Below are 23,781 nucleotides of genomic sequence, written 5' to 3'. Positions count from 1 at the left end.
GGGCCCGTCGCTCAGCGTCGCTCGGGCTTCGCGCTGCGCGACATCAGCTCCTTCAGGGCAACCTGAGGGGGCTTGCCCTCGTGCACGATCCCGACGACCGTCTCGGTGAGCGGCATGTCGACGCCGTGCCGGCGGGCCAGGTCCAGCACCGACTCGCAGGACTTGACGCCCTCGGCGGTCTGCTTGGTGACCGCGATGGTCTCCTGCAGGGTCAGCCCCTTGCCGAGGTTGGTGCCGAAGGTGTGGTTGCGGGACAGCGGCGAGGAGCAGGTGGCCACCAGATCGCCCAGACCCGCGAGTCCGGAGAAGGTCAGCGGGTCGGCGCCGAGCGCGACGCCCAGCCGGGTGGTCTCGGCGAGGCCGCGGGTGATGAGCGAGCCCTTGGTGTTGTCGCCGAGCCCCATGCCGTCCGCGATGCCGACGGCGAGACCGATGACGTTCTTCACCGCGCCGCCCAGCTCGCAGCCGATGACGTCGGTGTTGGTGTACGGCCGGAAGTACGGGGTGTGGCAGGCGGTCTGGAGCCGCCGGGCGACCTCTTCGTCGGTGCAGGCGACGACGGCGGCTGCGGGCATCTTCGCGGCGATCTCGCGGGCCAGGTTGGGGCCGGTCACCACGGCGATCCGCTCCCGGCCGACCTTGGCGACGTCCTCGATCACCTCGCTCATGCGCATCGCGGAGCCGAGTTCGACACCCTTCATCAGCGACACCAGCACCGTGCGGGGCGCGAGCAGGTCGCGCCACTGTGCGAGGTTGCCGCGGAGCGTCTGCGAGGGCACGGCGAGGACGGTGAAGTCGGCGCCGCGCGCGGCCTCGGCGGCGTCCGAGGTGGCCCGCAGGTTCTCGGGGAGTTCGACCCCGGGCAGGTAGTCGGGGTTGGTGCGGCCGGAGTTGATCGCATCGGCGAGTCCGGGGCGCCGTCCCCACAGCACGACGTCGCAGCCCGCGTCGGCGAGGACCATGCCGAAGGCCGTCCCCCACGATCCCGTGCCGAAGACGGCCGCCTTGACCGGCTTGCTCACGTGCCCAGCCCCTCTTCGCGTACTTCCCGGACGGCGGCGCGCTCGCCCCGGTTGCGGTCCTGCCGCCCGTTGCGCTGCGCGTGCGTCCGGCGGCGCTGCTCCAAGCGCTCCACGCGCGGGTCGTAGGGCGTCTCGGGGGCCTTCTCGCCGCGGATCTCCTCCAGCAGGAGGGTCACCGCGGCCATGATCGCCTCGGTGGCCTCCTTGAGGAGCTCCGGTGTCATCTCCCGGTCGTAGAAGCGCGACAGGTCGACCGGCGGGCCGGCCAGCACCCTGCTGGTCTTGCGCGGGAACAGCCGCGGCTTCCTGGCGTACGGCGGGAGCACTTCGTTGGCGCCCCACTGGGCGACCGGGATCACCGGGCACCTGGTCTGCAGCGCGACGCGCGCTGCACCGGTCTTGCCGGTCATGGGCCAGCCGTCCGGGTCCCGGGTGAGGGTGCCCTCGGGGTAGAAGGCGACGCACTCCCCGCGCTCCACGGCGTCGATGGCGGCACGGAAGGCGCTCAGCGCGTCCGTGCTCTCGCGGTAGACGGGGATCTGTCCGGTGCCGCGCATCGCGGCGCCGACGAATCCCTTGCTGAAAAGCCCGCTCTTCGCGAGGAATCGCGGAACACGGCCGGTGTTGTACTGGAAGTGCGCGTAGGCCAGAGGATCGATGTGCGAATTGTGGTTCACCGCGGTGATAAATCCGCCCTCGGCCGGAATGTTCTCCATTCCGCGCCAGTCCCGCTTGAGCAGTACCACCAGCGGCGGTTTGCAGATCACCGCGGCGAAGCGGTACCAGAAGCCGATTCTGCGGCGCGGCACGAGTACACCTTCCTCTTACGGACGACAGGCCCAGGTCCCGGCCCCCTCAAGGCCGGGCGGGCCGCACAAGTGTCGCCCCGGGCCGCCGGTCTGTCGAGAACACCGTACGCCCGGTCCCGCGGCCGCCGGCCGCCCCGGGTGACAATGGCCGTGACAAGAGAGGGACGCAACACTCGTGCAGTGGACCTTGGTGGTACCCCTGAAGCCCTTGCCGCTGGCCAAGAGCAGGCTGGCGGACACCGCGGACGACGGTCTGCGGCCGGGTCTGGCGCTGGCGTTCGCGCAGGACACGGTGGCCGCCGCGCTCAGCTGTCCGGCGGTGCGGGATGTGGTGGTCGTCACCAACGACGCCCTGGCCTCCAGGGAGCTGGCGGCGCTGGGCGCCGGGACCGTCCCCGACCTCCCCCGGGCCGGGCTCAACGCCGCACTCGTCCATGCCGCGACGGTGGTGGGCGCCGCCCGCCGCGCGGCCTCGGTGGCGGCGCTGAACGCGGATCTGCCGGCGCTGCGCCCCGCGGAACTGGCCCGGGTGCTGGACGCGGCGGCGGAATTCCCGCGGTCCTTCCTTGCGGATTCCGCGGGACTCGGCACGACTCTTCTCGCCGCGAGCCGCGGCCGTGAACTGCGTCCGCGATTCGGCGTCGGTTCGCGCGCCCTGCACCGGGCGTCCGGCGCGGTGGAGCTCACGCTCGACGCGGTCGACTCCGTACGCCAGGACGTGGACACCGGCGGGGATCTGCGGGCCGCGCTGACGCTGGGCGTCGGCCCCCGCACGGCCGCGGCCGCCGCGCGGCTGCCCGCCGGGCAGCAGTAGGCTGCCGCACATGCAGGCCACCGCGTACACCTACGACCCCGGCAGCCGCAGCGGTCAGGTGCTGCTGGACGACGGCACCCCGGTCCCCTTCGACGCCGCGGCGTTCGACGCGGGCGGTCTCCGGCTGCTGCGTCCCGGGCAGCGGGTGCGGCTGGAGACGGAGGGCGAGGGCGCGTCCCTGAGGATCACGCTGGTGACGCTGCAGACCTTCTGACGCGCGCGGGCGGCCCCGGACACACCGCGGGCCGGGCTCCCGGGGGAGTCCGGCCCGGCACGTGAGTACCGCTTGCCCGAAGGGGGGACGAGGCGTCCGCTACTTCTTGCGGGCGGTGGTCTTCTTGGCGGTGGTCTTGCGCGCGGTCGACTTCTTGGCGGGGGCCTTCTTGGCCGTCGCCTTCTTCGCCGGGGCCTTCTTCGCCGTGGTCTTCTTCGCGGCGGTGCTCTTGGCCGCGGCAGTCGACTTGGCGGGGGCCTTCTTCGCCGTGGTCTTGCTCGCCGTGGTCTTGGCGGTGGCCTTCTTGGCCGTCGTCTTCTTCGCGGCAGCCTTCTTGGCCGTGGCGGCCTTCTTGGCCGTGGTCTTCTTGGCCGCGGCCTTCTTCACCGTCGCCGAAGCGCCGCCGGTGAGGCTGCCCTTGGGAGCCTTCTTCACGGCGACCTCGCCGCCGCGCGGCAGCTTCTTCGAGCCGCTGACCAGGTCCTTGAAGCCCTGACCGGCGCGGAAACGCGGGACGGAGGTCTTCTTCACCCGAACCCGCTCGCCCGTCTGGGGGTTGCGGGCGTAGCGGGCGGGGCGGTCGACCTTCTCGAACGAACCGAAGCCGGTGACCGAGACCCGCTCCCCCGAGACGACCGCGCGGACGATGGCGTCCAGTACGTGGTCGACGGCGTCGGCGGCCTGCTGGCGGCCGCCCACCTTGTCGGCAATCGCTTCTACGAGCTGCGCCTTGTTCACGTCTTCCCCTTCGGAGACATCGCCAGAACGAATGTGTTCAAGCTTTTTCGCACGTTAGGCAGATATATACCGCAAATCAAACACGAAACGGGCTAATCACCCTTGTGCCGCAACGAACTCGGTTGTCTCGACTGGCTCAGCGTTCCTCGCCGGGGATCCGTCCCTCGTCGAGGTCCGCCATGAACCGCTCCAGACGCCTTGCCGCACCGGCGAGATCGCGCTTGGCCGCGGCCGTAATGACCAACAGCTTCCGGGTCAGCGCCATACGTACGCCCTCCGGGACTTGCAGTGCGCGCACCCTCGAGTGCGCTTCCTTGAGCCGGACCGCGACCGCCGTATAGAGCTGGAGTTGGCCGTCGTGTTCCATGCACAGATTGTGCCATCTGGGGCGAGTTGTCGCCTGCGCAGGGGGCAACTGCCGCGCCGGACGGCCGTCCGCACACTCCCGGGATCCACGGGCACGTGACACGTGTACCCCAGCAACCACCTTCATAACGTGGCAAGTTGGCGGCTCTCAAGACGGCACGCGGAGCCGAACGGGTACGAAGACGCCCGTACCCCCGATCGGACCGATCGGGGGTACGGGCGGGGTGACACGGTGGCCGAAAGTCGACCTCTGCCGAGGACTTCGGCGGCGCGGGGGTCAGGCCGTGAGGGTCCGCGGCTTGAAGGCGGGACGCTTCGCCTCGTAGGCGGCGATGTCCGCCTCGTTCTGCAGCGTGATGGAGATGTCGTCGAGGCCGTTCAGCAGCCGCCAGCGGGAGTTCTCGTCCAGCTCGAAGGGGGCGTTCACTCCCTCGGCGCGCACCTCGCGGGCCTCGAGGTCCACGGTGATCCCGGCGGTGGGGTCGGCCTCGGTGAGCTCCCACAGGGCGTCGACGATCTTCTGGTCGAGGATGACCGTCAGCAGGCCGTTCTTCAGCGAGTTGCCTCGGAAGATGTCGGCGAAGCGGGAGGAGATCACGGCCTTGAAGCCGTAGTTCTGCAGCGCCCAGACGGCGTGCTCACGGGAGGAGCCGGTGCCGAAGTCGGGGCCGGCCACCAGGACCGTGGCGCCCTCGCGCTCGGGCCGGTTGAGCACGAACTCGGGGTCCTTGCGCCAGGCCTCGAACAGCCCGTCCTCGAACCCGTCCCGCGTGACCTTCTTGAGCCAGTGGGCCGGGATGATCTGGTCGGTGTCGACGTTGCTGCGGCGCAGCGGGACGGCCCGGCCGGTGTGGGTGGTGAATGCTTCCATGACTGATCAGACTCCAGCGGGCGTGCGGTCGTCGGCGGCGGCGAGGTCGGCCGGGGAGGCCAGATGGCCGAGGACCGCGGTGGCCGCGGCGACCTGCGGGGACACCAGGTGCGTCCGGCCGCCCTTGCCCTGCCGGCCCTCGAAGTTGCGGTTGGAGGTGGAGGCGGAGCGCTCACCGGGGGCGAGCTGGTCCGGGTTCATGCCCAGGCACATCGAGCAGCCCGCGTGCCGCCACTCGGCGCCGGCCTCCTTGAAGATCACGTCCAGGCCCTCGGAGACGGCCTGCAGACCCACCCGCGCGGAGCCGGGGACGACCAGCATCCGTACGCCGTCGGCGACTTTGCGGTCCTTGACGATGTCCGCCGCGGCGCGCAGGTCCTCGATGCGGCCGTTGGTGCAGGACCCTACGAAGACGGTGTCCACCTTGATGGTGCGCAGCGGCTGCCCGGCCTCCAACCCCATGTACTCCAGGGCCTTTTCGGCGGCGAGCCGCTCCGAGGCGTCTTCGTACGAGGCGGGGTCGGGGACCGACGCGGAGAGCGGTGCGCCCTGGCCCGGGTTGGTGCCCCAGGTGACGAACGGCGACAGTTCGGAGGCCTCGATGACGACCTCGGCGTCGAACTCGGCGTCGTCGTCGGACTTCAGCGTCTTCCAGTACGCGACGGCCGCGTCCCAGTCCTCGCCCTTCGGGGCGTGCGGACGGCCCTCGAGGTAGGCGAAGGTGGTCTCGTCGGGGGCGATCATGCCCGCGCGGGCGCCGGCCTCGATCGACATGTTGCAGATGGTCATCCGGGCCTCCATCGAGAGCTTCTCGATGGCCTCGCCGCGGTACTCCAGGACGTAGCCCTGGCCGCCGCCCGTGCCGATCTTGGCGATGATCGCCAGGATCAGGTCCTTGGCGGTGACGCCGTCGGGCAGCTCGCCGTTGACCGTGATCGCCATGGTCCTGGGGCGGGTCATCGGCAGCGTCTGGGTCGCCAGGACGTGCTCGACCTGGGAGGTGCCGATGCCGAAGGCCAGCCCGCCGAAGGCGCCGTGGGTGGAGGTGTGGGAGTCGCCGCACACCACCGTCATGCCGGGCTGGGTCAGGCCGAGCTGCGGGCCGACGACGTGCACGACGCCCTGCTCGACGTCGCCCAGCGGGTGCAGCCGGACGCCGAACTCGGCGCAGTTCTTGCGCAGCGTCTCCAGCTGGATCCGGGAGACCGGGTCGGCGATGGGCTTGTCGATGTCGAGGGTCGGGGTGTTGTGGTCCTCGGTCGCGATGGTGAGGTCGAGACGGCGCACCGGGCGGCCGTTCTTACGGAGGCCGTCGAAGGCCTGGGGGCTGGTCACCTCGTGCAGCAGGTGCAGATCGATGAAGAGGAGGTCGGGCTCGCCCTCGGCGCGCCGGACGACGTGGTCGTCCCAGACCTTCTCCGCGAGTGTCCTACCCATCGCTTTCCCTCCGGCCGGCATGCAGCTCTCCGGCCCAACTAGAGATCTGTGAGACGGCGCCCGCGCCCCTGACACCGGGCGTCCGCCGCCAGGCCCGGTGGTTCACGGGCCGCGTTGCTTCGTGCTTCAAGAGTGGCGGGTTCCACGAGAAATTGAACTTGCGTTTCACAGAGTGAGACGCAAGTATCGTTGCATGGACAACAGTAGCGGCGTCGGCGTTCTGGACAAGGCAGCCCTCGTCCTGAGCGCCCTGGAGTCCGGCCCGGCCACCCTCGCGGGGTTGGTCGGCGCCACCGGACTGGCACGACCCACGGCCCACCGTCTCGCGGTGGCGCTGGAGCACCACCGCATGGTGGCGCGTGACATGCAGGGGCGGTTCATCCTCGGCCCGCGCCTGGCGGAACTGGCCGCTGCCGCGGGCGAGGACCGGCTGCTCGCCACGGCGGGCCCGGTGCTCACGCACCTGCGCGACGTGACGGGCGAGAGCGCCCAGCTCTACCGCCGCCAGGGCGACATGCGCATCTGCGTGGCCGCGGCGGAGCGCCTGTCCGGACTGCGGGACACGGTGCCGGTGGGCTCCACGCTCACCATGAAGGCCGGGTCGTCGGCGCAGATCCTCATGGCCTGGGAGGAGCCCGAGCGGCTGCACCGCGGCCTGCAGGGCGCCCGGTTCACGGCCACGGCCCTCTCCGGCGTACGGCGCCGCGGCTGGGCGCAGTCGATCGGCGAGCGCGAGCCGGGCGTGGCGTCCGTCTCGGCGCCGGTGCGTGGCCCGTCGAACCGTGTGGTGGCCGCCGTGTCGGTGTCCGGCCCCATCGAGCGGCTGACGCGTCACCCGGGCCGGATGCACGCCCAGGCCGTCATCGACGCCGCCGGCCGTCTCTCCGAGGCGCTGCGGCGCTCCTGAGCGTTCCCTCCCGGTACACGTCCACCGCACCCGCCCCGCGGGAACGGGTCCGCCTCAACGCCGCGGCGGACCCCCTCTCCCGCCTCACGCGCCGTCGGCCACCGCCGACGGCGCCGTCTTTTCCGCCGCTTCCGTCCGTGCGGGCGGCTCCGGCCGGTACGCGAACCGGTCCTCGGCGCGCCGTCGTACGCGCGGCTGATGCACCAGGTGGCGTGCGGCAGCTCGACTTCATGGGGACGTACGACTCAGGAGGAGAAGTCGGCCGGTCGGTACCGCATCGCGTGACGGACAACACGAAGGCCCTCCACCGAGGTGGAGGGCCTTCGCCGGTGTACCCCCGACCGGATTCGAACCGGCGCTACCGCCTTGAGAGGGCGGCGTGCTAGGCCGCTACACAACGGGGGCGTGGATCATGCGTTTCCGCAGATCCTGCTGGTCTACCTGGACTCGAACCAAGACTAACTGAACCAGAATCAGTCGTGCTGCCAATTACACCATAGACCAATGATGGTTTAGACCAGTCAGTACCCCCGACCGGATTCGAACCGGCGCTACCGCCTTGAGAGGGCGGCGTGCTAGGCCGCTACACAACGGGGGCCCTAGCGATCCTCACCCGGCGATAGCCGGGTTTTGTCACCGTGTGGCCAGCGGGAGCTACCCTGACTGTCCTCGCGGGAAGGATCTGTACCCCCGACCGGATTCGAACCGGCGCTACTGCCTTGAGAGGGCAGCGTGCTAGGCCGCTACACAACGGGGGCTTGCGGATGTGATCCGCGGGTGCAGATGAGCTCTGCGAGCTGGCCTACCTGGACTCGAACCAAGACTAACTGAACCAGAATCAGTCGTGCTGCCAATTACACCATAGGCCACTGGAACGCAAGCCCCGAAGGGGATCTCGTTCTAGTTCTGCGCTTCGGGGCTCCGGCCTTCCGGCCCGCTCCCCGCGGCGCAGGAAGAACATTACCCGAAGGACGACGACGCTCCAAAACGAGTATCGCCGCGCAACAGGGACGGCAGTTCGGCGAGGGACGCGATGCGGCGCGGACCCGTCGGCGGTTCGAGGGTGGCGTGGGCGTCGGCGCGGTCGATCCACACCGAGAGCAGTCCGGCCTCGGCGGCGCCCCTGCCGTCGATCTCCGGGTGGTCCCCGACGTAGGCGACCTGCTCCGGGGGCAGGCCCAGGGCGTCGCAGGCGGCCAGGAAGGCGCCGGGCTCCGGCTTGGAGACGCCCAGCTCGGCGGCGCACAGGATCGCCTCGAAGCGGTCGTGGACGCCCAGCACCCGCAGCTTGCGGTCCTGCACGTGCAGGCTGGAGTTGGAGAGCACCGCGTGCCGGTGGCTGGCGGCGAGGGCGTCCAGCACGGGGAGCACGTCCGGGAACAGGCTCCAGGCGGACTCGTAGTGGACCAGGTAGCGGTCGAACCAGTCGTCCGCCTCGGCGTCGGTGAGCTCGCGCCCGAGGAAGACCCGGGTGCGGTCGCGGCGCTGGGTCTCGAAGTCCACGTCGCCGGCGGCGAAGCGCGCCCACTGCTGGTCGGTGATCTCCCGCCAGCGCGCCAGCGCCTCCTCGACAGTCCCGTGTCCCGCGAGCAGCCCTTCGGCGACGAGGTGGGCGCGCATGCCCTCCCGGTCGGCGGAGGTGTAGTCGAACAGCGTGTCGTCGACGTCCCAGACCACGGCGCGGATGTCCATGGCACCGACCGTACCGGGACGGGCCGGACGGCACCGGGGAACGCCGAGGGGCGACCCCCGGACGTCTCCGGGAGCCGCCCCTGCGCGGCGGGTGCGCGGTCAGCCCGCGAGCCTCGCCAGGGCCGCGTCGACGCGGGCCAGAGACTTCTCCTTGCCCAGCACCTCGAGGGACTCGAAGAGCGGCAGGCCGACGGTGCGGCCGGTGACGGCGACGCGGACCGGCGCCTGGGCCTTGCCGAGCTTGAGGCCGTGGGCCTCGCCGGCGGCCAGGACGGCCTCCTTCAGCGACTCGGCGGAGGTCCAGTCGGCGGCCTCCAGGTTGTCCCGGGCGGTGAGCAGCAGGGCGTCGGAGCCCTCCTTCATCGCCTTGTTCCAGGACGCCTCGTCGAAGACCGGCTCCGGCAGGAACAGGAAGTCGACGTTGTCGGTGATCTCGGAGAGCACCTTGAGGCGGGTCTGCGCGTGCGGGGCGATCGCCTGCCACTTGGTCTCGTCGAAGGCCTCCGGCGTCCAGGGGGCGTGGGGGGCCTGGAGCCAGGGACGGCAGCGCTCGGCGAAGTCCTTCACGTCGAGCATGCGGATTTGGTCGGCGTTGATCGCCTCGCACTTCTTGAGGTCGAAGCGCGCCGGGTTGGGGTTGACGTCGGTGACGTCGAAGGCGGCGACCATCTCGTCGATCGAGAAGACGTCCTGGTCGGCGGAGAGCGACCAGCCGAGCAACGACAGGTAGTTGAGCAGGCCCTCGGGCAGGAAGCCGCGCTCGCGGTAGAGGTTGAGCGAGGACTGCGGGTCGCGCTTGGAGAGCTTCTTGTTGCCCTCGCCCATCACGTACGGCAGGTGGCCGAAGGCGGGGATCTCCTTGGCGACGCCCAGCTCGATCAGCGCCTTGTACAGGGCGATCTGGCGCGGGGTGGAGGAGAGCAGGTCCTCGCCGCGCAGGACGTGGGTGATCTCCATCAGGGCGTCGTCGACCGGGTTGACCAGCGTGTACAGCGGGGCGCCGTTGGCGCGCACGATGCCGTAGTCCGGCACGTTCTCCGGCAGGTAGGTGATCTCGCCGCGGACCAGGTCGGTGAAGGTGACCGGCTCGTCGGGCATGCGGAAGCGGACGATCGGCTCGCGGCCCTGCGCCTTGTACTCCTCGACCTGCGCGGCGGTCAGCTCGCGGCAGTGGCCGTCGTAGCCGGACGGCTTGCCGGCGGCGCGGGCGGCCTCGCGGCGGGTGTCCAGCTCCTCCTGGGAGCAGTAGCAGTGATAGGCGTGGCCGCCGTCGAGGAGCTTCCGCGCGACGTCCTGGTAGATGTCCATGCGCTGCGACTGGCGGTACGGCGCGTGCGGGCCGCCGACCTCGGGGCCCTCGTCCCAGTCGAAGCCCAGCCAGCGCATGGAGTCCAGCAGCTGGTTGTAGGACTCCTCGGAGTCGCGGGCCGCGTCGGTGTCCTCGATGCGGAAGACCAGGGTGCCGCCGTGGTGCTTGGCGAACGCCCAGTTGAACAGGGCGGTGCGGACCAGGCCCACGTGGGGGTTACCGGTGGGCGAGGGGCAGAAACGGACGCGTACTGAGGAGCCGGATGCGCTAGCCACGCTTGACAACCTTGTTGGTGAGAGTGCCGATGCCTTCGATGGTGACGGCGACCTCGTCGCCGACGTGGAGGGGGCCGACCCCAGCCGGGGTGCCCGTGAGGATGACGTCGCCCGGGAGCAGGGTCATGGCCTCGGAGATGTTGACGATCAGGTCCTCGATGGAGTGGATCATCTCGCTGGTCCGGCCGAGCTGGCGCTGGCCGCCGTTGACCGTGAGCTGGATCGTCAGGTCGTGCGCGGCGGCGATGTCGAGGTCCGTCTCCACCCAGGGCCCGAGCGGGCAGGAGGTGTCGAAGCCCTTGGCCCGCGCCCACTGCTTCTCGCGCTTCTGGACGTCGCGCGCGGTGATGTCGTTGGCGCAGGTGTAGCCGAAGATCACGTCCTTCACGCGTTCGCGCGGGACCTCGCGGCAGAGCCGGCCGATGACCACGGCGAGCTCGGCCTCGTGATGCACGTCCTGGGAGAAGGAGGGGTACTGGATCTCGTCACCGGGGCCGATCACCGAGGTGGCGGGCTTGAAGAAGGCGAAGGGGGCGTCGGGCACCTCGTTGCCCATCTCCTTCGCGTGGTCCGCGTAGTTGCGCCCGAAGGCCACCACCTTGTTGGGGAGCACCGGGGGCAGCAGCCTGACCTTGCTCACCGGGACCTTGGTGCCGGAGAGCTCGAAGTCCGCGAACGGGATGCCCTTGATGATGTCCAGGACGAGCTCGTCCTGCTTCTCGCCCTCGACCGCGCCGAAGGCGACGTTCCCGTCGATGGAGAATCTGGCGATGCGCACGGGATGCTGGTCCCCTTGACTGAAGCGGCTGGAGTCTGACGCTCCAGGCTAACGCGCAGGCGTCCCGGCCCGGCGCACCGACGAGGGGCGCCCCACCTCGGCCGGTGGGACGCCCCTCGTGGGTGCGCGGCGCGCGTTGAGCGTTTCGCGGCGGCCGCGCGTATGGACCGGTGTCAGTTCGCGGCGCCTGCCGTGACCGGGATCTCCATGAGGACGGTGCGCTTGGGGTTGGCTGTCTGGGCCGGGAGTTCGACGGAGTGCTCCTGCTGGACCGGCTTCTGCAGATCGTCGGCACCGTCGAGGTGCGCGAGCGTGGTGCGCCGCGGGTTGGCGATCTTGTGGAACATCGTCGTCGTCTTCACTGTTTACTTGACCCTGTCCTGTGAACGGGCGCCCGGAGGTCCGGGAGGAACCTCGGACGGGCGCGGGTTGTCAGTTCTGCCGTCCCTGTAAAGCGTCAGGCTAAACATTCAATTCCCGGCGGTCCGGGGCGGGCAGCGGTGATCTCGGTGTGAGTTTACTCACGATCCGATTGACATTCCGGGCATCCCGGACGCTCGCCCTGACGCCCGGAATCGGACATTGACCCCCTGAAGCAACCATTCCGCTCCTGATCATGCCGACTGGGACACCGGCCCACCCTCGCCGGTCCGAGCCGGTATGTCCCGAATGAACAAGATCCCGTTCTACGTCCGGTGATCCGTCGGCCACGGGGTGTCACGTATGTCACGGGTAAGCCCACGGGCCTTGTTGGAGATCCGGCACTGTGCTGGAATCTCACGGACCGCCGCAGGGATCGAGCCGGCGCACAGGGGGCGCGACCACGCGCCGAGTGGCGGCGAGATGGGGGAACCGGCGCCGGAACATCACGACCACCACGGGGGCGTATTCAGGGCGCCCCTATGACGCCGACACCGTGCCTCACCGTTCACGCGGAGGGGCGCCTGGTTCAGAGGTTGCGACGCTAGTGCAGGGACGTTTCAAGAGGGATGGCAGCGCTTCGGCGGAGCCGGAGCCGCAGGGCGGGACTGGCCCCAAGGCCGTCAGCTCCTCGCCCCAGCACGCCCAGAGCCAGGGGCCGACCCCGCCCGGCGGCAACGGCGGCGAGCGCCCCGGCGCGCCGTCCGCACCCCCGGCCACCCCGTCGGCCTCCTCCGCCGGTCCGACCGGCCCGGGTTCGCGAATAGCCCTGCGCAACTGGCGGATCTCGACCCGTCTGGTGTCGCTGCTGGCGCTGCCGGTGGTCGCGGCCACCTCGCTCGGCGCGCTGCGTATCCAGCAGTCGATGGACGACATCCAGCAGCTCGACAACATGAAGCTGCTGACGGACATGACCAAGCAGGCCACCGAGCTGGCGCACGCGCTCCAGGAGGAGCGCGACCAGTCGGCCGGTCCGCTCGCGCACGGCGGCAAGGGCACGGACTTCTCGGTCAAGGGCTACCGCGAGAAGACCGACCGCGCGATGTCGAACTTCCTCGACAGCTCCGAGGAGATCGACTCGGCGAGCAAGGACGGCAACCTCAAGGGCGTCCGCGACAACCTCGTCCAGCTGGCCGGCGACCTGAGCGAGCTCGCCAAGATCCGCAACACGGCGTTCCAGCAGGAGAACAACTCCACGCAGACCGTCGAGGGCTACCACCGCCTGATCGAGAACCTGATCGACCTCTCGCAGGACATGGCGGAGGCGACCAGCAACCCGGACATGATCCAGCGCACGCGTGCCCTGTCGTCCTTCTCCTCCGCCAAGGAGTACGCGTCGGTCCAGCGCGCCGTCCTGGCCGCGGCCCTGCCCGCCAGCAACACCACCAAGGGCAAGCTCAACGAGAACGACCGGCTCTACGCGCAGTCCGCGCTGGAGAGCCAGAAGTCCGAGCTGCGCGCCTTCAAGAGCATCTACGGCGAGGACTCCGCCGCCGATCTGCTGCTGCCCATCGAAGAGGGCAACACCACGATCAAGGCGACCGACGAGTACGCCGGCCGCGCGCTGGCCTCGGAGTTCGGTCTGCAGTCGGTGGGCGCGCGCTCCTACCGTGACTGGCTGGACGACAGCTCCACCAAGATCCAGCAGATGAAGAACATCGAGCTTTCGCTGCTCGAGGAGATGGAACAGAAGGCCCGTGAGCTGCGCAGCGCCACCGAGCGCGACGCGATCATCTCCGGTGCGCTGATCCTCCTCGTGCTCGGTGTGTCCCTCGTCGGCGCCTTCGTCGTGGCCCGGTCCATGATCCGGTCGCTGCGCCGCCTGGAGGAGACCGCGACCAAGGTCGCCCAGGAGCGCCTGCCCGACCTGGTCAAGCAGCTCTCCGAGACGGACCCGCAGGACGTCGACACCACCGTCGAGTCGGTCGGTGTGCACTCCCGGGACGAGATCGGCCGTGTGGCCGCGGCGTTCGACGACGTGCACCGCGAGGCGGTCCGCCTCGCCGCCGAGCAGGCCCTCCTGCGGGGCAACGTCAACGCGATGTTCACCAACCTCTCGCGCCGCTCCCAGGGTCTGATCCAGCGCCAGCTGTCGCTGATCTCCGAGCTCGAGTCCCGCGAGGCCGACCCGGACCAGCTGTCGTCGCTGTTCAAGCTGGACCACCTCGCGACCCGCATGCGCCGTAACGGTGAGAACCTCCTCGTCCTCGCGGGTGAGGAGCCCGGCCGCCGGTGGACCCGCCCGGTCCCGCTGGTCGACGTGCTCCGCGCCGCCGCGTCCGAGGTGGAGCAGTACGAGCGCATCGAGCTGGCCGCCGTGCCGTCCACCGAAGTGGCCGGCCGCGTGGTCAACGACCTCGTGCACCTGCTCGCCGAGCTGCTGGAGAACGCGACCTCGTTCTCCTCCCCGCAGACCAAGGTCAAGGTGACCGGTCACGCCCTGCCCGACGGCCGGGTGCTGATCGAGATCCACGACACCGGTATCGGCCTGTCCCCCGAGGACCTCGCGGCGATCAACGAGCGGCTCGCCTCGCCGCCCACCGTGGACGTCTCCGTCTCCCGCCGCATGGGTCTGTTCGTGGTCGGCCGTCTGTCGCAGCGCCACGGCATCCGCATCCAGCTCCGCCCGTCCGACTCCGGCGGTACGACCGCGCTGGTCATGCTGCCCGTCGACGTCGCCCAGGGCGGCAAGAAGCCTCAGGCGCCCGGTCAGCCGGGTGGCGCGGGCGGTCCGGCCGCCGCGCAGGCCGCCGCCGGTGCCGCCGCCGCGCGGCGCTCCGCCGGGGCCGGCCAGTCCGGCGGCGGTCCGCTCGGCGCGGGAGCGCCCGGCGGGCGTCTCGGGGCCGGCCAGGGCCCGCGGGCCGCGCTGCCCGGGCGGGACGGCTCGGGCCGTCCCGGCGGCCGGGGACCGCAGGGTCCCCCGGCGGGCAACCAGACTCCTTCGCTCTTCGACCAGGGCGCTCCCTCCGCTTCCCAGCAGGGCCGTCCCGCTCCGGCGGGCGCCGGCTTCGGGCAGCAGCAGGGCCCGAACGCCCCGCAGGCCGCGTCTCCGTTCGGGAACCAGGGCCAGGTCCCGCCGCAGCGGGGCAACGCCCCCGAGCGCGGCCGCCGTCTCCAGCTCCCGCCGCGCAGCGGCGCCCGTCCGGAACTGCCGGGCAGCGAGCAGCAGCGCACGCCGAGCTGGAGCGACGACAACGCCCGGCCCCCGGCGCCGCGCCCCTCGATGGACGCCCCGCGCGGCCACGACGAGCCGGACGTCTCCCGCACCGCCGCGATGCCGCGTTTCGACGACCGTCAGGGTCCCGGCGCCACCGCGGAGATCCCCCGGTTCGACGAGCGGCAGCAGGCGCCCGGCCAGGACACCGGCCAGTACGGCCGTCCCGACGCCAACGGTGCCGACAACGCCCCGAACACGGGCCAGTTCGTCCGCGGTGACATCTTCGGCGCCCCGCAGGGCGGCCGCCCCGGCGCGCAGGACCCGGCCTCCACGGGCCAGTTCCCCGCCCCGCAGGGCTACGCCAACGGCGCCGGCCAGTACCCGGTCCAGGGCCAGGACCACGGCTCGACCGGCCAGTACGCGCTGCCCGGCCGCCCGGGCACCGACCCGTCCGACACGGGCCAGTTCGAGCGACCGCGAACGAACGGCACGCACGGCGCCGGCCCCGTCCCCCCGCGTCACCAGCCCCCTCAGCAGCAGGAGCAGCGCCAGCCGTCCGACCAGTGGGCGCTGCCCCCGGCCTCCGGCCCGGGCGACGGCCGTACACCGCTGTACGACACGCTGGAGACCAACTGGTTCCGCGGCGGTCAGGGCGGTGCGCAGGAGCAGGGCAACGGCTCCGCGCCGGCCGCCCCGCAGCAACCCCAGCAGCAGCCGCAGCAGCAGTTCCCCCAGCCGCAGAGCCCGACCGGCTCGCAGCGGTCCAACGCCGCCTGGCGCAGCTCGCCCAACGACGAGCTCGTCAAGCAGGCCGAACGCGTCCGCAAGCCGGCCGCGGGCGGCGTCACCACCTCCGGCCTGCCGCGCCGGGTGCCCAAGGCGAACCTCGTCCCGGGCACGGCTCAGCAGCAGAACCACCAGAGCGGTCCTCAGGTCTCGCGCGCGCCGGATGACGTGCGCGGCCGGCTGACCAATCTCCGTCGGGGTATCGCACAGGGTCGTCAGGCCGGGTCCGGACAGACCGGCAGCTTCCCGCACCCCACTCACCAGCAGGAGCGTTAGTTGAGCCCGATGAGCCAGGCGGCACAGAACCTCAACTGGTTGATCACCAACTTCGTGGACAACACCCCAGGGGTGTCCCACACCGTCGTCGTGTCCGCCGACGGTCTCCTCCTGGCGCTCTCCGAGGGCTTCCCGCGCGACCGCGCGGATCAGCTCGCGGCCGTCGCCTCGGGGCTGACCTCCCTGACGGCCGGCGCCTCCCGGATCTTCGAGGGCGGCAACGTCGCTCAGACGGTCGTGGAGATGGAGCGGGGGTTCCTCTTCCTCATGTCCGTCTCCGACGGCTCGTCCCTCGCCGTGCTCGCGCACCCCGAGTGCGACATCGGCCTCGTCGGCTACGAAATGGCGCTCCTGGTCGACCGCGCGGGGGCGGTACTCACCCCGGACCTGCGCGCCGAGCTACAGGGAAGTCTGCTCCACTGAACGGCCCCGGCACCACCCGTCTCACCAAATCACCGTCCGGCCGCCACAATTCCCCCCACCGGCCCCATCAAACAGCTTGACTGACCTGCTTGCTGTCTCGCCCGGAGGATTCATGACCCCGCCCACCGCCTCTCATGATCCGTACGCGGAGCCGTACGAGGACGAGGGCGACCAGCCGCTGGTTCGTCCGTACGCGATGACCGGCGGCCGGACCAGGCCGCGCTACCAGCTGGCCATCGAGGCACTCATCAGTACGACGGCCGACCCGGCAGCGCTCATGGGGCTCCTCCCCGAGCACCAGCGCATCTGCCACCTGTGCCGAGAGGTCAAGTCGGTCGCCGAGGTCTCGGCACTGCTCAACATGCCGCTGGGCGTCGCCCGGATCCTGGTGGCAGACCTGGCGGAGGCGGGACTCGTCGCCGTGCACCAGCCGGGCGGCGACGAGGCGACAGGCGCCCCGGACGTGACACTGCTCGAAAGGGTGCTCAGTGGACTTCGCAAGCTCTAGCGGCGGGACGGTCTCCGAGAGCCGTGCGACCACCTCGGCGAAGATCGTGGTGGCGGGTGGCTTCGGCGTGGGCAAGACCACGTTCGTCGGGGCCGTTTCGGAGATCAACCCGCTGCGCACGGAGGCCGTCATGACGTCTGCTTCGGCAGGCATCGACGACCTCACCCACACCGGAGGCAAGACCACCACCACGGTGGCCATGGACTTCGGCCGTATCACCCTGGACCAGGACCTGATCCTGTACCTGTTCGGCACACCCGGCCAGGACCGCTTCTGGTTCATGTGGGACGACCTGGTGCGCGGCGCCATCGGCGCGGTCGTGCTCGTCGACACCCGCCGCCTCGCCGACTGCTTCCCCGCGGTCGACTACTTCGAGAACAGCGGCCTGCCCTTCGTCATCGCCCTCAACGGCTTCGACGGACAGCAGCCGTACAACCCGGAGGAAGTGCGCGAGGCGCTGCAGATCGGACCCGACGCCCCGATCATCACCACGGACGCCCGTCACCGCGCGGACGCCAAGAGCGCGCTGATCACCCTGGTCGAGCACGCCCTCATGGCACGACTCCGGTAGCGGCAAGTCAAAAGCGGCATACTGCAGTTGTCGTAGACGTATCGGGGCTGGCTGTGTCCTTTGACACGGCCGGCCCCGGTGTTCATAACGTTTCGGCAGAGGAATCGGGTGAGGCCGACACGCGACGCGGTCGCGCCGTACCACTGCGCGCACGGAGACCTCGCCATTTGGCGTCCCTCGCTCTTTATGACCGTTTTATCTGGGGCTTACATCACTCGGGACCCCTGCCTTTCCATGTTTGGAAGAGCGCTGGTCGGCATGCTGGAATGCCTGAACTGCCCATGGGTCAAAGACGTACTCAGTAGTCGATGGCATGCCGGGCTCTGAGACACTGCGGCACGACGAAGGTGCCGACCGCCGAGAGGTTGTTGGTCGAGTGAGGCGAAGCAAGAACAGTCCCGAGCCGTCGGCCCGGGGCAACTTCACGCCGCCGCCGCGCACAGCGGCGCCCGCCCCCGTGCCCGGTCCGGAGTCGAAGGCCGCGCCCGCAAAGAGCGGAGGACGCATGTCCCCGCGGAACTGGCGCGTGGCCACCAGACTCAACGCGATCCTGCTCATACCCGTGCTGGTCGGCCTCGTCATGGGCGGCTTCCAGGTGAAGAGCTCGATCGACACCTGGACCGAGGCGCAGGACGCCGAGAACACCGCCCGCCTGGTGCGGGCCTCTCTCACGTACGCCAACGCCCTCTACAACGAGCGCGACGTCAGCGCCGTGCCGCTGCTGAGCGGCAAGGGCGAGGACGACCCGGACGTCTCCAAGGCGCGCGAGGCGACCGACAAGGCAGCCGACGCCTTCGACGAGGCGGCGCAGAGCGTGCCCGACAAGCCCGGTCTGCAGCGCCGCCTCCAGCTCGTCCGCGAGGCCGAGCCCAAGCTGTCCGCGCTGCGCGCCGCCGCCTACACCTCCAAGCTCAAGGGCGTCGAGACGGAGGAGGGCTACGTCGCCGTCGCCCACCCCCTGATGGAGATCGCCAACGAGCTCGGCCTCGGCACCGGCAACATCACCAGCTACGGACGTACGGTCTACGCGATCTCGCTGACCAAGGCCGCCCTGTCGCTGGAGCGTTCCATCGGCATGCACCTGCTGGTGAAGCCGGGCCCGACCGACAGCCAGCTCGCCAGCCAGCGCGTGGCCTTCCTGTCGTACGCCTACCTCGAGAACATCGCTCTCGACGAGTACAAGGGCGGCGGCACCGAGGCGGACAACGCCAAGCTGGAAGAGGTCGCCGCGCGCATCCAGGCCGAGGGCGCGGCCATGGCGAAGACCGCGGCGCAGAACGACCCGGACTACGTCCCGCCGCCGGCCAAGCCGGAGACGATGATCTCCGAGCTGGGCCGCCTGTCCACCACGGACGCGTCCGCCCGCGAGGACCTCGCCGCCAAGGGCATCACGCCCGAGAACTGGTGGGCGATGAACACCCTCAAGTTCGACGGCTACCGCGAGATCGAGTCCGACCTCGCCGACAGCGCCGTGAACGAGGCGTCGCAGATCGCCTCCGACGCCCAGCGGGACGCCTTCATCACCGGCGCCGCGGTCGTCCTCGCGCTGCTCGCCGCGTTCATCCTGGCCGGCATGGTCGCCCGCCAGATGAGCCAGTCGATGCGCCAGCTGCGCAACGCCGCCTTCGGCATCGCCGAGCAGCGCCTGCCGATGCTGGTCGACCAGCTCTCCCGGACCGACCCGGGCCGGGTGGACACCAAGGTCGCGCCCATTCCGATCAACTCCACGGACGAGATCGGCGAGGTCGCCCGCGCCTTCGACCAGGTCCACCGCGAGGCCGTGCGGCTCGCCGCCGAGCAGGCCCTGCTGCGGGGCAACATCAACGCGATCTTCACCAACCTGTCGCGCCGCAACCAGTCGCTGATCGAGGGCCAGCTGACCCTGATCACCGACCTGGAGAACAACGAGGCCGACCCGGACCAGCTGGAGAACCTCTTCAAGCTGGACCACCTCGCGACCCGTATGCGCCGCAACGGCGAGAACCTCCTGGTCCTCGCCGGCGAGGAGCCCGGCCGCCGCTGGGACCAGCCGGTCCCGCTGGTCGACGTGCTGCGCGCCGCCTCCTCCGAGGTGGAGCAGTACGAGCGCATCGAGCTGTCCGGGGTGCCGGACGCCGAGATCCACGGCCGCGCGGTCACCGACCTCGTGCACCTGCTCGCCGAGCTGCTGGAGAACGCGACCACGTTCTCCTCGCCGCAGACGAAGGTGCGCGTCACCGCGACCCGTCTGCCCGACGGCCGCATCATGATCGAGATCCACGACAAGGGCATCGGCCTCACCGCCGAGGACTTCGCGGACATCAACCACAAGCTGGCCAACCCGCCGACCGTGGACGCCGCGATCTCGCAGCGCATGGGTCTGTTCGTGGTCGGCCGGCTGTCCGACCGGCACGGCATCCGCGTCCAGCTCCGCCCCTCGGGCGAGCAGGCCGGAACCACCTCGCTGGTCATGCTGCCGGACGCCATCACCCACGGCGGTGGCGGCGAGGCGGCCCCCGTCCAGAACGAGTTCACGGTCTCGCAGATCATCCCGGAGCAGAACTTCCAGGGTGAGAACTTCGGCCAGCCGATGCGCACCGCCGAGGAACTGGGCTTCGACGACAGCCGCTACTCGGACGTCCCCGACGACATCCGCGAGCTGGACCCGGTCGGCCGGTCCCTGATGCGCGAGGAGCGGCGGGCGGCCCTGGAGTCCCAGTCGCAGCCGGGCGAGCTCAGCGCCGGGAACGCCCAGGACGGCGGCGAGCAGGGCGGCTACCGCGACGAGTTCGCCGGGCAGCAGCAGGGCTTCGGCGACGGTCAGGGCTACGACCCCCAGGGCTTCGACAACGGCTACCAGGACCAGCAGCAGGGCGGCGGGTACGACCAGCAGGCGTACGACGAAGGCCGTCAGGGCGGCTACGACGACCAGCAACAGTCGTACGCCGAGGGCTACTACACGCCGAACGGCGACCTGCCGCAGAACGACGCCTTCCAGCAGAGCGACGCCTTCCAGCAGAACGGCGGCTACCGGAACGGCTCCTACGCCGAGCCGGGTCAGGGCGGCCAGGCCCCCGCGGGCACCACGGGCTCGTTCCCGGGCTTCGGCGAGCGGCGCCAGGAGGACGACTGGCCGCAGCACGACGGCTACCGCAACGGCTACCAGGCCCAGTACCCTGCTCAGGCCCCGGAGGGGGAATCCTCGCAGGCCGCTGACGCGCGCGAGTCGGACAGCGTAGGCTTCGACCGTCCGGGACCGGCTCCTTCCGACGCCCACGCGCTGACCGATGCCGGCCTTCCGCGCCGCGGGTCCTCCGCGAACGGCGCGGGCGGCACGGGGCGCCGCGACCAGGAGCCGCCGGCCACCACTTCGGAGAGCGACGGCGACAGCAACTGGCGCTCGGCGAACGACGAGCGCTGGGAGCAGGCGTCGGCGCTCCGGAAGCCCAAGGCGGGCGGAGTGACCTCCTCCGGTCTGCCTCGGAGGGTCCCGAAGGCCAACCTGGTCCAGGGAGCCGCCGAAACGACCCCCCAGGGGGGCCCACAGGTCTCCCGAGCCCCGGAGGACGTCCGGGGCAGGCTGAGCAACCTGCGGCGCGGCGTCCAACGAGGCCGCACCGCAGGCAGTGAAACGAACGGCCAGGGCTTCGGTCCTGACAGCACCTACAACCAGGAGCGTTAGTGTGAGCCCGATGAGCCAGGCGGCACAGAACCTGAACTGGTTGATCACCAACTTCGTGGACAACACCCCGGGGGTGTCCCACACGGTGGTGGTCTCCGCCGACGGACTCCTTCTGGCGATGTCCGAAGGCTTCCCCCGCGACCGCGCCGACCAGCTCGCGGCCGTCGCCTCCGGTCTGACCTCACTCACAGCCGGCGCCTCTCGGATCTTCGAGGGCGGCAGCGTGAACCAGACGGTTGTGGAGATGGAGCGGGGATTCCTCTTCATCATGTCCATTTCCGACGGTTCGTCGCTTGCGGTTCTCGCACATCCTGAGGCGGACATCGGTCTCATTGGTTACGAGATGGCCCTTCTGGTCGATCGAGCGGGTACGGTCCTCACGCCGGACCTTCGAGCGGAGCTCCAGGGGAGCCTTCTCAACTGACAAGCGGACGGTGCGATATGGCGTCCCGTGGCCGTAAGGTTTCGGGACGCGGCTCCACAGAGATGGGCGCCAGGCACAGTCGGAGGAGGAGAAAGTGGCAACACCCCCAGACGGTTCATCGGCCGGCAACTGGTCGTACGGCCCTGCCCAGGGCCAGAACGACGGTTCCCAGAACCGCTACGGCTACCCCTCCACGCCGCAGCACGGTCAGCCGTACGCGCCTCAGGGCCCCGGCCCCTCGCCGTACGACCAGCCGCACAGCCCACGCATCCAGCCCGTGCAGCCGCAGCGCCGGACACCCGAAGCGGCGCCCGCCGGGGCGTCGAACAATCCCCTGGTGCGCCCGTACGCGATGACGGGCGGCCGCACCAGGCCGCGGTACCAGCTCGCCATCGAGGCACTGGTGCACACCACCGCGCAGCCGCACCAGATGCAGGGCCAGCTGCCCGAGCATCAGCGGATCTGCAACCTCTGCCGGGAAATCAAGTCGGTGGCCGAGATCTCGGCCCTGCTGACCATCCCTCTCGGCGTGGCCAGGATCCTCGTCGCCGACTTGGCGGAGGCGGGACTGGTCGCCATTCATCAGCCCGGCGGCGACGAGAACGCCGGCGGCCAGCCAGACGTGACACTGCTCGAAAGGGTGCTCAGTGGACTTCGCAAGCTCTAGCGGCGGTCCTTCCCGCTCCACCACCTCGGCGAAGATCGTGGTGGCGGGTGGCTTCGGCGTGGGCAAGACCACGTTCGTCGGGGCCGTTTCGGAGATCAACCCGCTGCGCACGGAGGCCGTCATGACGTCTGCTTCGGCAGGCATCGACGACCTCACCCACACCGGGGACAAGACCACCACCACGGTGGCCATGGACTTCGGCCGTATCACCCTGGACCAGGACCTGATCCTGTACCTGTTCGGCACACCCGGCCAGGACCGCTTCTGGTTCATGTGGGACGACCTGGTGCGCGGCGCCATCGGCGCGGTCGTGCTCGTCGACACCCGCCGCCTCGCCGACTGCTTCCCCGCGGTCGACTACTTCGAGAACAGCGGCCTGCCCTTCGTCATCGCCCTCAACGGCTTCGACGGACAGCAGCCGTACAACCCGGACGAGGTCCGGGAGGCGCTGCAGATCGGGCCGGACACGCCGATCATCACGACGGATGCGCGGCATCGGGCGGACGCGAAGTCGACGCTCATCACGCTGGTGGAGCATGCGCTGATGGCGCGGCTCCGCTAGGCGCCTTCCACGCGAGAGCAGCCCCCGGTGCGTTCCTGGCACGGGGGCTGTTTCATTCGCCACGGCCACGGGGGTGCCGGGTCCTGTCCGGATGCCGGGTGCGGCTCGTTCGTGGCTGGTCGCGCAGTTCCCCGGCGCCCCTTCAGGGTGTCGCAGAAGGGCCCCGCCTCCGAGTGGAGGTGGGGCCCTTCGGGTCAGCGCCAGCTGTGGGGGGCTCGGAAGCCTGGTTCGCGTTCCAGGCGGCGCCAGCCGGCCCGGGGACGGCCCCGGTGGGCGGGCGCAGCCGTCGGCGCGTTGGCCGCACGAGCCATCAGGATCGCCGCGATCGCCGCGACCTCCTCCGGCTCGGCATGCCCCTTCTCCACACGGATGTCAGGTGTCGTCATCGTCAGTTCTCCCAGTTACTGGGGCGGGTTGCCGTGCTTGCGCGACGGCAGGTCGGCGTGCTTGGTCTGCAGCATCGCCAGCGAACGGATCAGCACCTCGCGGGTCTCGGCCGGGTCGATCACGTCGTCGACCAGACCGCGCTCGGCGGCGTAGTACGGGTGCATCAGCTCGGACCTGTACTCCTTGACCATGCGCTTGCGCATGGCCTCGGGGTCCTCGGCCTCGGCGATCTGCCGGCGGAAGATCACGTTGGCGGCGCCCTCCGCGCCCATCACCGCGATCTCGTTCGTCGGCCACGCATAGGTCAGGTCGGCGCCGATGGACTGCGAGTCCATGACGATGTACGCACCGCCGTACGCCTTGCGCAGGATCAGGCTGATGCGCGGGACGGTGGCGTTGCAGTAGGCGTACAGCAGCTTCGCGCCGTGGCGGATGATGCCGCCGTGTTCCTGGTCCACACCCGGCAGGAACCCGGGGACGTCCAGGAAGGTCACGATCGGGATGTTGAAGGCATCACACATCTGGACGAAGCGGGCGGCTTTCTCGGAGGCCTCGATGTCCAGCACGCCCGCCAGCGCCTGCGGCTGGTTGGCGACGATGCCGACGACCTGCCCGTCCATCCGCGCCAGCGCGCAGATGATGTTCCGCGCCCAGCGCTCGTGGACCTCGAGGTACTCGCCGTCGTCGACGATCTCCTCGATGACCTT

At 70.4% G+C, this 23,781-nt stretch carries 23 protein-coding genes and 5 tRNA genes; 11 read left to right on the top strand and 17 right to left on the bottom strand.

The window, feature by feature from the left end:
* Positions 1–11: 11 nt before the first annotated feature.
* On the bottom strand, positions 12–1,022 hold the full coding sequence (locus ACF1AG_RS27205) for an NAD(P)H-dependent glycerol-3-phosphate dehydrogenase (protein WP_359605135.1): 1,011 nt from the start codon (positions 1,020–1,022) through the stop codon (positions 12–14).
* Positions 1,019–1,831 carry a lysophospholipid acyltransferase family protein gene (locus tag ACF1AG_RS27200; RefSeq protein WP_359605133.1) on the bottom strand — a complete coding sequence of 271 codons (813 nt, stop codon included), beginning with the start codon at positions 1,829–1,831 and terminating at the stop codon, positions 1,019–1,021. The genes ACF1AG_RS27205 and ACF1AG_RS27200 overlap by 4 nt, the downstream gene beginning before the upstream one ends.
* Positions 1,832–2,006: 175 nt before the next feature.
* Between ACF1AG_RS27200 and cofC the strand changes: the two genes are divergently transcribed.
* Positions 2,007–2,645 (top strand): 2-phospho-L-lactate guanylyltransferase, encoded by a 639-nt coding sequence (gene cofC / locus ACF1AG_RS27195; RefSeq protein ID WP_359605131.1) that lies wholly within the window; start codon positions 2,007–2,009, stop codon positions 2,643–2,645.
* Between the two features lie 10 nt (positions 2,646–2,655).
* On the top strand, positions 2,656–2,859 hold the full coding sequence (locus ACF1AG_RS27190) for a hypothetical protein (RefSeq protein ID WP_359605129.1): 204 nt from the start codon (positions 2,656–2,658) through the stop codon (positions 2,857–2,859).
* 99 nt (positions 2,860–2,958) lie between these two features.
* On the opposite strand, the gene ACF1AG_RS27185 is transcribed toward ACF1AG_RS27190, so the two are convergent.
* The 4 genes from ACF1AG_RS27185 to leuC form a co-directional block, all read right to left on the bottom strand.
* Positions 2,959–3,597 (bottom strand): HU family DNA-binding protein, encoded by a 639-nt coding sequence (locus ACF1AG_RS27185; RefSeq protein WP_033275881.1) that lies wholly within the window; start codon positions 3,595–3,597, stop codon positions 2,959–2,961.
* A 136-nt stretch (positions 3,598–3,733) separates the two neighbouring features.
* On the bottom strand, positions 3,734–3,964 hold the full coding sequence (locus tag ACF1AG_RS27180; RefSeq protein ID WP_387798529.1) for a hypothetical protein: 231 nt from the start codon (positions 3,962–3,964) through the stop codon (positions 3,734–3,736).
* Between the two features lie 276 nt (positions 3,965–4,240).
* Entirely contained in the window at positions 4,241–4,834 is a 594-nt protein-coding gene (leuD, locus tag ACF1AG_RS27175) for a 3-isopropylmalate dehydratase small subunit (protein WP_359605125.1), read from the bottom strand.
* 6 nt (positions 4,835–4,840) lie between these two features.
* A complete protein-coding gene (leuC, locus tag ACF1AG_RS27170; RefSeq protein WP_359605123.1) occupies positions 4,841–6,271 on the bottom strand; it encodes a 3-isopropylmalate dehydratase large subunit in 1,431 nt (476 codons plus the stop codon).
* Positions 6,272–6,464: 193 nt separating this feature from the next.
* Between leuC and ndgR the strand changes: the two genes are divergently transcribed.
* The gene (gene ndgR, locus ACF1AG_RS27165) at positions 6,465–7,178 is read left to right on the top strand and encodes an IclR family transcriptional regulator NdgR (protein ID WP_004924944.1); all 714 of its coding nucleotides are present in this window, start codon (positions 6,465–6,467) and stop codon (positions 7,176–7,178) included.
* A 332-nt stretch (positions 7,179–7,510) separates the two neighbouring features.
* Here ndgR and ACF1AG_RS27160 read toward each other — a convergent pair.
* The 9 genes from ACF1AG_RS27160 to ACF1AG_RS27120 form a co-directional block, all read right to left on the bottom strand.
* Positions 7,511–7,583 (bottom strand) — tRNA-Glu (locus tag ACF1AG_RS27160).
* A 27-nt stretch (positions 7,584–7,610) separates the two neighbouring features.
* Positions 7,611–7,682, bottom strand: a tRNA-Gln gene (locus ACF1AG_RS27155).
* Between the two features lie 21 nt (positions 7,683–7,703).
* Positions 7,704–7,776: transfer RNA gene (locus ACF1AG_RS27150), tRNA-Glu, on the bottom strand.
* An 87-nt stretch (positions 7,777–7,863) separates the two neighbouring features.
* Positions 7,864–7,936 (bottom strand) — tRNA-Glu (locus tag ACF1AG_RS27145).
* A 39-nt stretch (positions 7,937–7,975) separates the two neighbouring features.
* Positions 7,976–8,047, bottom strand: a tRNA-Gln gene (locus ACF1AG_RS27140).
* 91 nt (positions 8,048–8,138) lie between these two features.
* Positions 8,139–8,870 (bottom strand): HAD family hydrolase, encoded by a 732-nt coding sequence (locus ACF1AG_RS27135; RefSeq protein WP_387798535.1) that lies wholly within the window; start codon positions 8,868–8,870, stop codon positions 8,139–8,141.
* A 99-nt stretch (positions 8,871–8,969) separates the two neighbouring features.
* On the bottom strand, positions 8,970–10,454 hold the full coding sequence (gene gltX, locus ACF1AG_RS27130) for a glutamate--tRNA ligase (RefSeq protein ID WP_391810539.1): 1,485 nt from the start codon (positions 10,452–10,454) through the stop codon (positions 8,970–8,972).
* On the bottom strand, positions 10,447–11,232 hold the full coding sequence (locus tag ACF1AG_RS27125) for a fumarylacetoacetate hydrolase family protein (protein ID WP_359750191.1): 786 nt from the start codon (positions 11,230–11,232) through the stop codon (positions 10,447–10,449). Before ACF1AG_RS27125 ends, gltX begins: the two co-directional genes overlap by 8 nt.
* Before the next feature lie 173 nt (positions 11,233–11,405).
* Entirely contained in the window at positions 11,406–11,594 is a 189-nt protein-coding gene (locus ACF1AG_RS27120; RefSeq protein ID WP_048459371.1) for a hypothetical protein, read from the bottom strand.
* A 605-nt stretch (positions 11,595–12,199) separates the two neighbouring features.
* Between ACF1AG_RS27120 and ACF1AG_RS27115 the strand changes: the two genes are divergently transcribed.
* The 8 genes from ACF1AG_RS27115 to ACF1AG_RS27080 all read left to right on the top strand — a co-directional run bounded on the left by ACF1AG_RS27115 (position 12,200) and on the right by ACF1AG_RS27080 (position 22,687).
* Complete coding sequence (locus ACF1AG_RS27115; protein WP_391810538.1) at positions 12,200–15,871, top strand: nitrate- and nitrite sensing domain-containing protein; 3,672 nt, start codon at positions 12,200–12,202, stop codon at positions 15,869–15,871.
* A 9-nt stretch (positions 15,872–15,880) separates the two neighbouring features.
* Positions 15,881–16,294 carry a roadblock/LC7 domain-containing protein gene (locus tag ACF1AG_RS27110; protein ID WP_004983056.1) on the top strand — a complete coding sequence of 138 codons (414 nt, stop codon included), beginning with the start codon at positions 15,881–15,883 and terminating at the stop codon, positions 16,292–16,294.
* 112 nt (positions 16,295–16,406) lie between these two features.
* Positions 16,407–16,802 (top strand): DUF742 domain-containing protein, encoded by a 396-nt coding sequence (locus ACF1AG_RS27105; protein WP_006130593.1) that lies wholly within the window; start codon positions 16,407–16,409, stop codon positions 16,800–16,802.
* A complete protein-coding gene (locus ACF1AG_RS27100; RefSeq protein WP_359607454.1) occupies positions 16,783–17,373 on the top strand; it encodes an ATP/GTP-binding protein in 591 nt (196 codons plus the stop codon). Before ACF1AG_RS27105 ends, ACF1AG_RS27100 begins: the two co-directional genes overlap by 20 nt.
* Before the next feature lie 376 nt (positions 17,374–17,749).
* A complete protein-coding gene (locus ACF1AG_RS27095) occupies positions 17,750–21,034 on the top strand; it encodes a nitrate- and nitrite sensing domain-containing protein (RefSeq protein WP_391810537.1) in 3,285 nt (1,094 codons plus the stop codon).
* Positions 21,035–21,044: 10 nt separating this feature from the next.
* The gene (locus ACF1AG_RS27090; RefSeq protein ID WP_004983065.1) at positions 21,045–21,458 is read left to right on the top strand and encodes a roadblock/LC7 domain-containing protein; all 414 of its coding nucleotides are present in this window, start codon (positions 21,045–21,047) and stop codon (positions 21,456–21,458) included.
* Between the two features lie 94 nt (positions 21,459–21,552).
* Complete coding sequence (locus tag ACF1AG_RS27085; RefSeq protein WP_199205006.1) at positions 21,553–22,125, top strand: DUF742 domain-containing protein; 573 nt, start codon at positions 21,553–21,555, stop codon at positions 22,123–22,125.
* The gene (locus tag ACF1AG_RS27080) at positions 22,106–22,687 is read left to right on the top strand and encodes an ATP/GTP-binding protein (protein ID WP_026243582.1); all 582 of its coding nucleotides are present in this window, start codon (positions 22,106–22,108) and stop codon (positions 22,685–22,687) included. The genes ACF1AG_RS27085 and ACF1AG_RS27080 overlap by 20 nt, the downstream gene beginning before the upstream one ends.
* A 194-nt stretch (positions 22,688–22,881) precedes the next feature.
* Here the strand turns inward: ACF1AG_RS27080 and ACF1AG_RS27075 are convergent, their stop codons facing one another.
* Entirely contained in the window at positions 22,882–23,073 is a 192-nt protein-coding gene (locus tag ACF1AG_RS27075) for an acyl-CoA carboxylase subunit epsilon (RefSeq protein ID WP_078895274.1), read from the bottom strand.
* Between the two features lie 15 nt (positions 23,074–23,088).
* A partial coding sequence (locus tag ACF1AG_RS27070; RefSeq protein WP_391810536.1) for an acyl-CoA carboxylase subunit beta occupies positions 23,089–23,781 on the bottom strand: 693 nt, incomplete at its 5' end.

The sequence above is a fragment of the Streptomyces sp. NPDC014764 genome (genome assembly GCF_043082785.1).
In the GTDB taxonomy this organism is placed as follows: Bacteria; Actinomycetota; Actinomycetes; order Streptomycetales; family Streptomycetaceae; genus Streptomyces; species Streptomyces althioticus.
Note: the sequence above shows the minus strand (reverse complement) of the source record. Positions and strands in the feature narration are given on the sequence as shown.

Coding starts and splice junctions, on each gene's coding strand:
- ACF1AG_RS27135 (WP_387798535.1), bottom strand. CDS start 8,870: ATGGACATCCGCGCCGTGGTCTGGGACGTCGACGACACGCTGTTCGAC.
- ACF1AG_RS27090 (WP_004983065.1), top strand. CDS start 21,045: ATGAGCCAGGCGGCACAGAACCTGAACTGGTTGATCACCAACTTCGTG.
- ACF1AG_RS27105 (WP_006130593.1), top strand. CDS start 16,407: ATGACCCCGCCCACCGCCTCTCATGATCCGTACGCGGAGCCGTACGAG.
- ACF1AG_RS27190 (WP_359605129.1), top strand. CDS start 2,656: ATGCAGGCCACCGCGTACACCTACGACCCCGGCAGCCGCAGCGGTCAG.
- ndgR (WP_004924944.1), top strand. CDS start 6,465: ATGGACAACAGTAGCGGCGTCGGCGTTCTGGACAAGGCAGCCCTCGTC.
- leuD (WP_359605125.1), bottom strand. CDS start 4,834: ATGGAAGCATTCACCACCCACACCGGCCGGGCCGTCCCGCTGCGCCGC.
- ACF1AG_RS27075 (WP_078895274.1), bottom strand. CDS start 23,073: ATGACGACACCTGACATCCGTGTGGAGAAGGGGCATGCCGAGCCGGAG.
- leuC (WP_359605123.1), bottom strand. CDS start 6,271: ATGGGTAGGACACTCGCGGAGAAGGTCTGGGACGACCACGTCGTCCGG.
- ACF1AG_RS27110 (WP_004983056.1), top strand. CDS start 15,881: ATGAGCCAGGCGGCACAGAACCTCAACTGGTTGATCACCAACTTCGTG.
- ACF1AG_RS27180 (WP_387798529.1), bottom strand. CDS start 3,964: ATGGAACACGACGGCCAACTCCAGCTCTATACGGCGGTCGCGGTCCGG.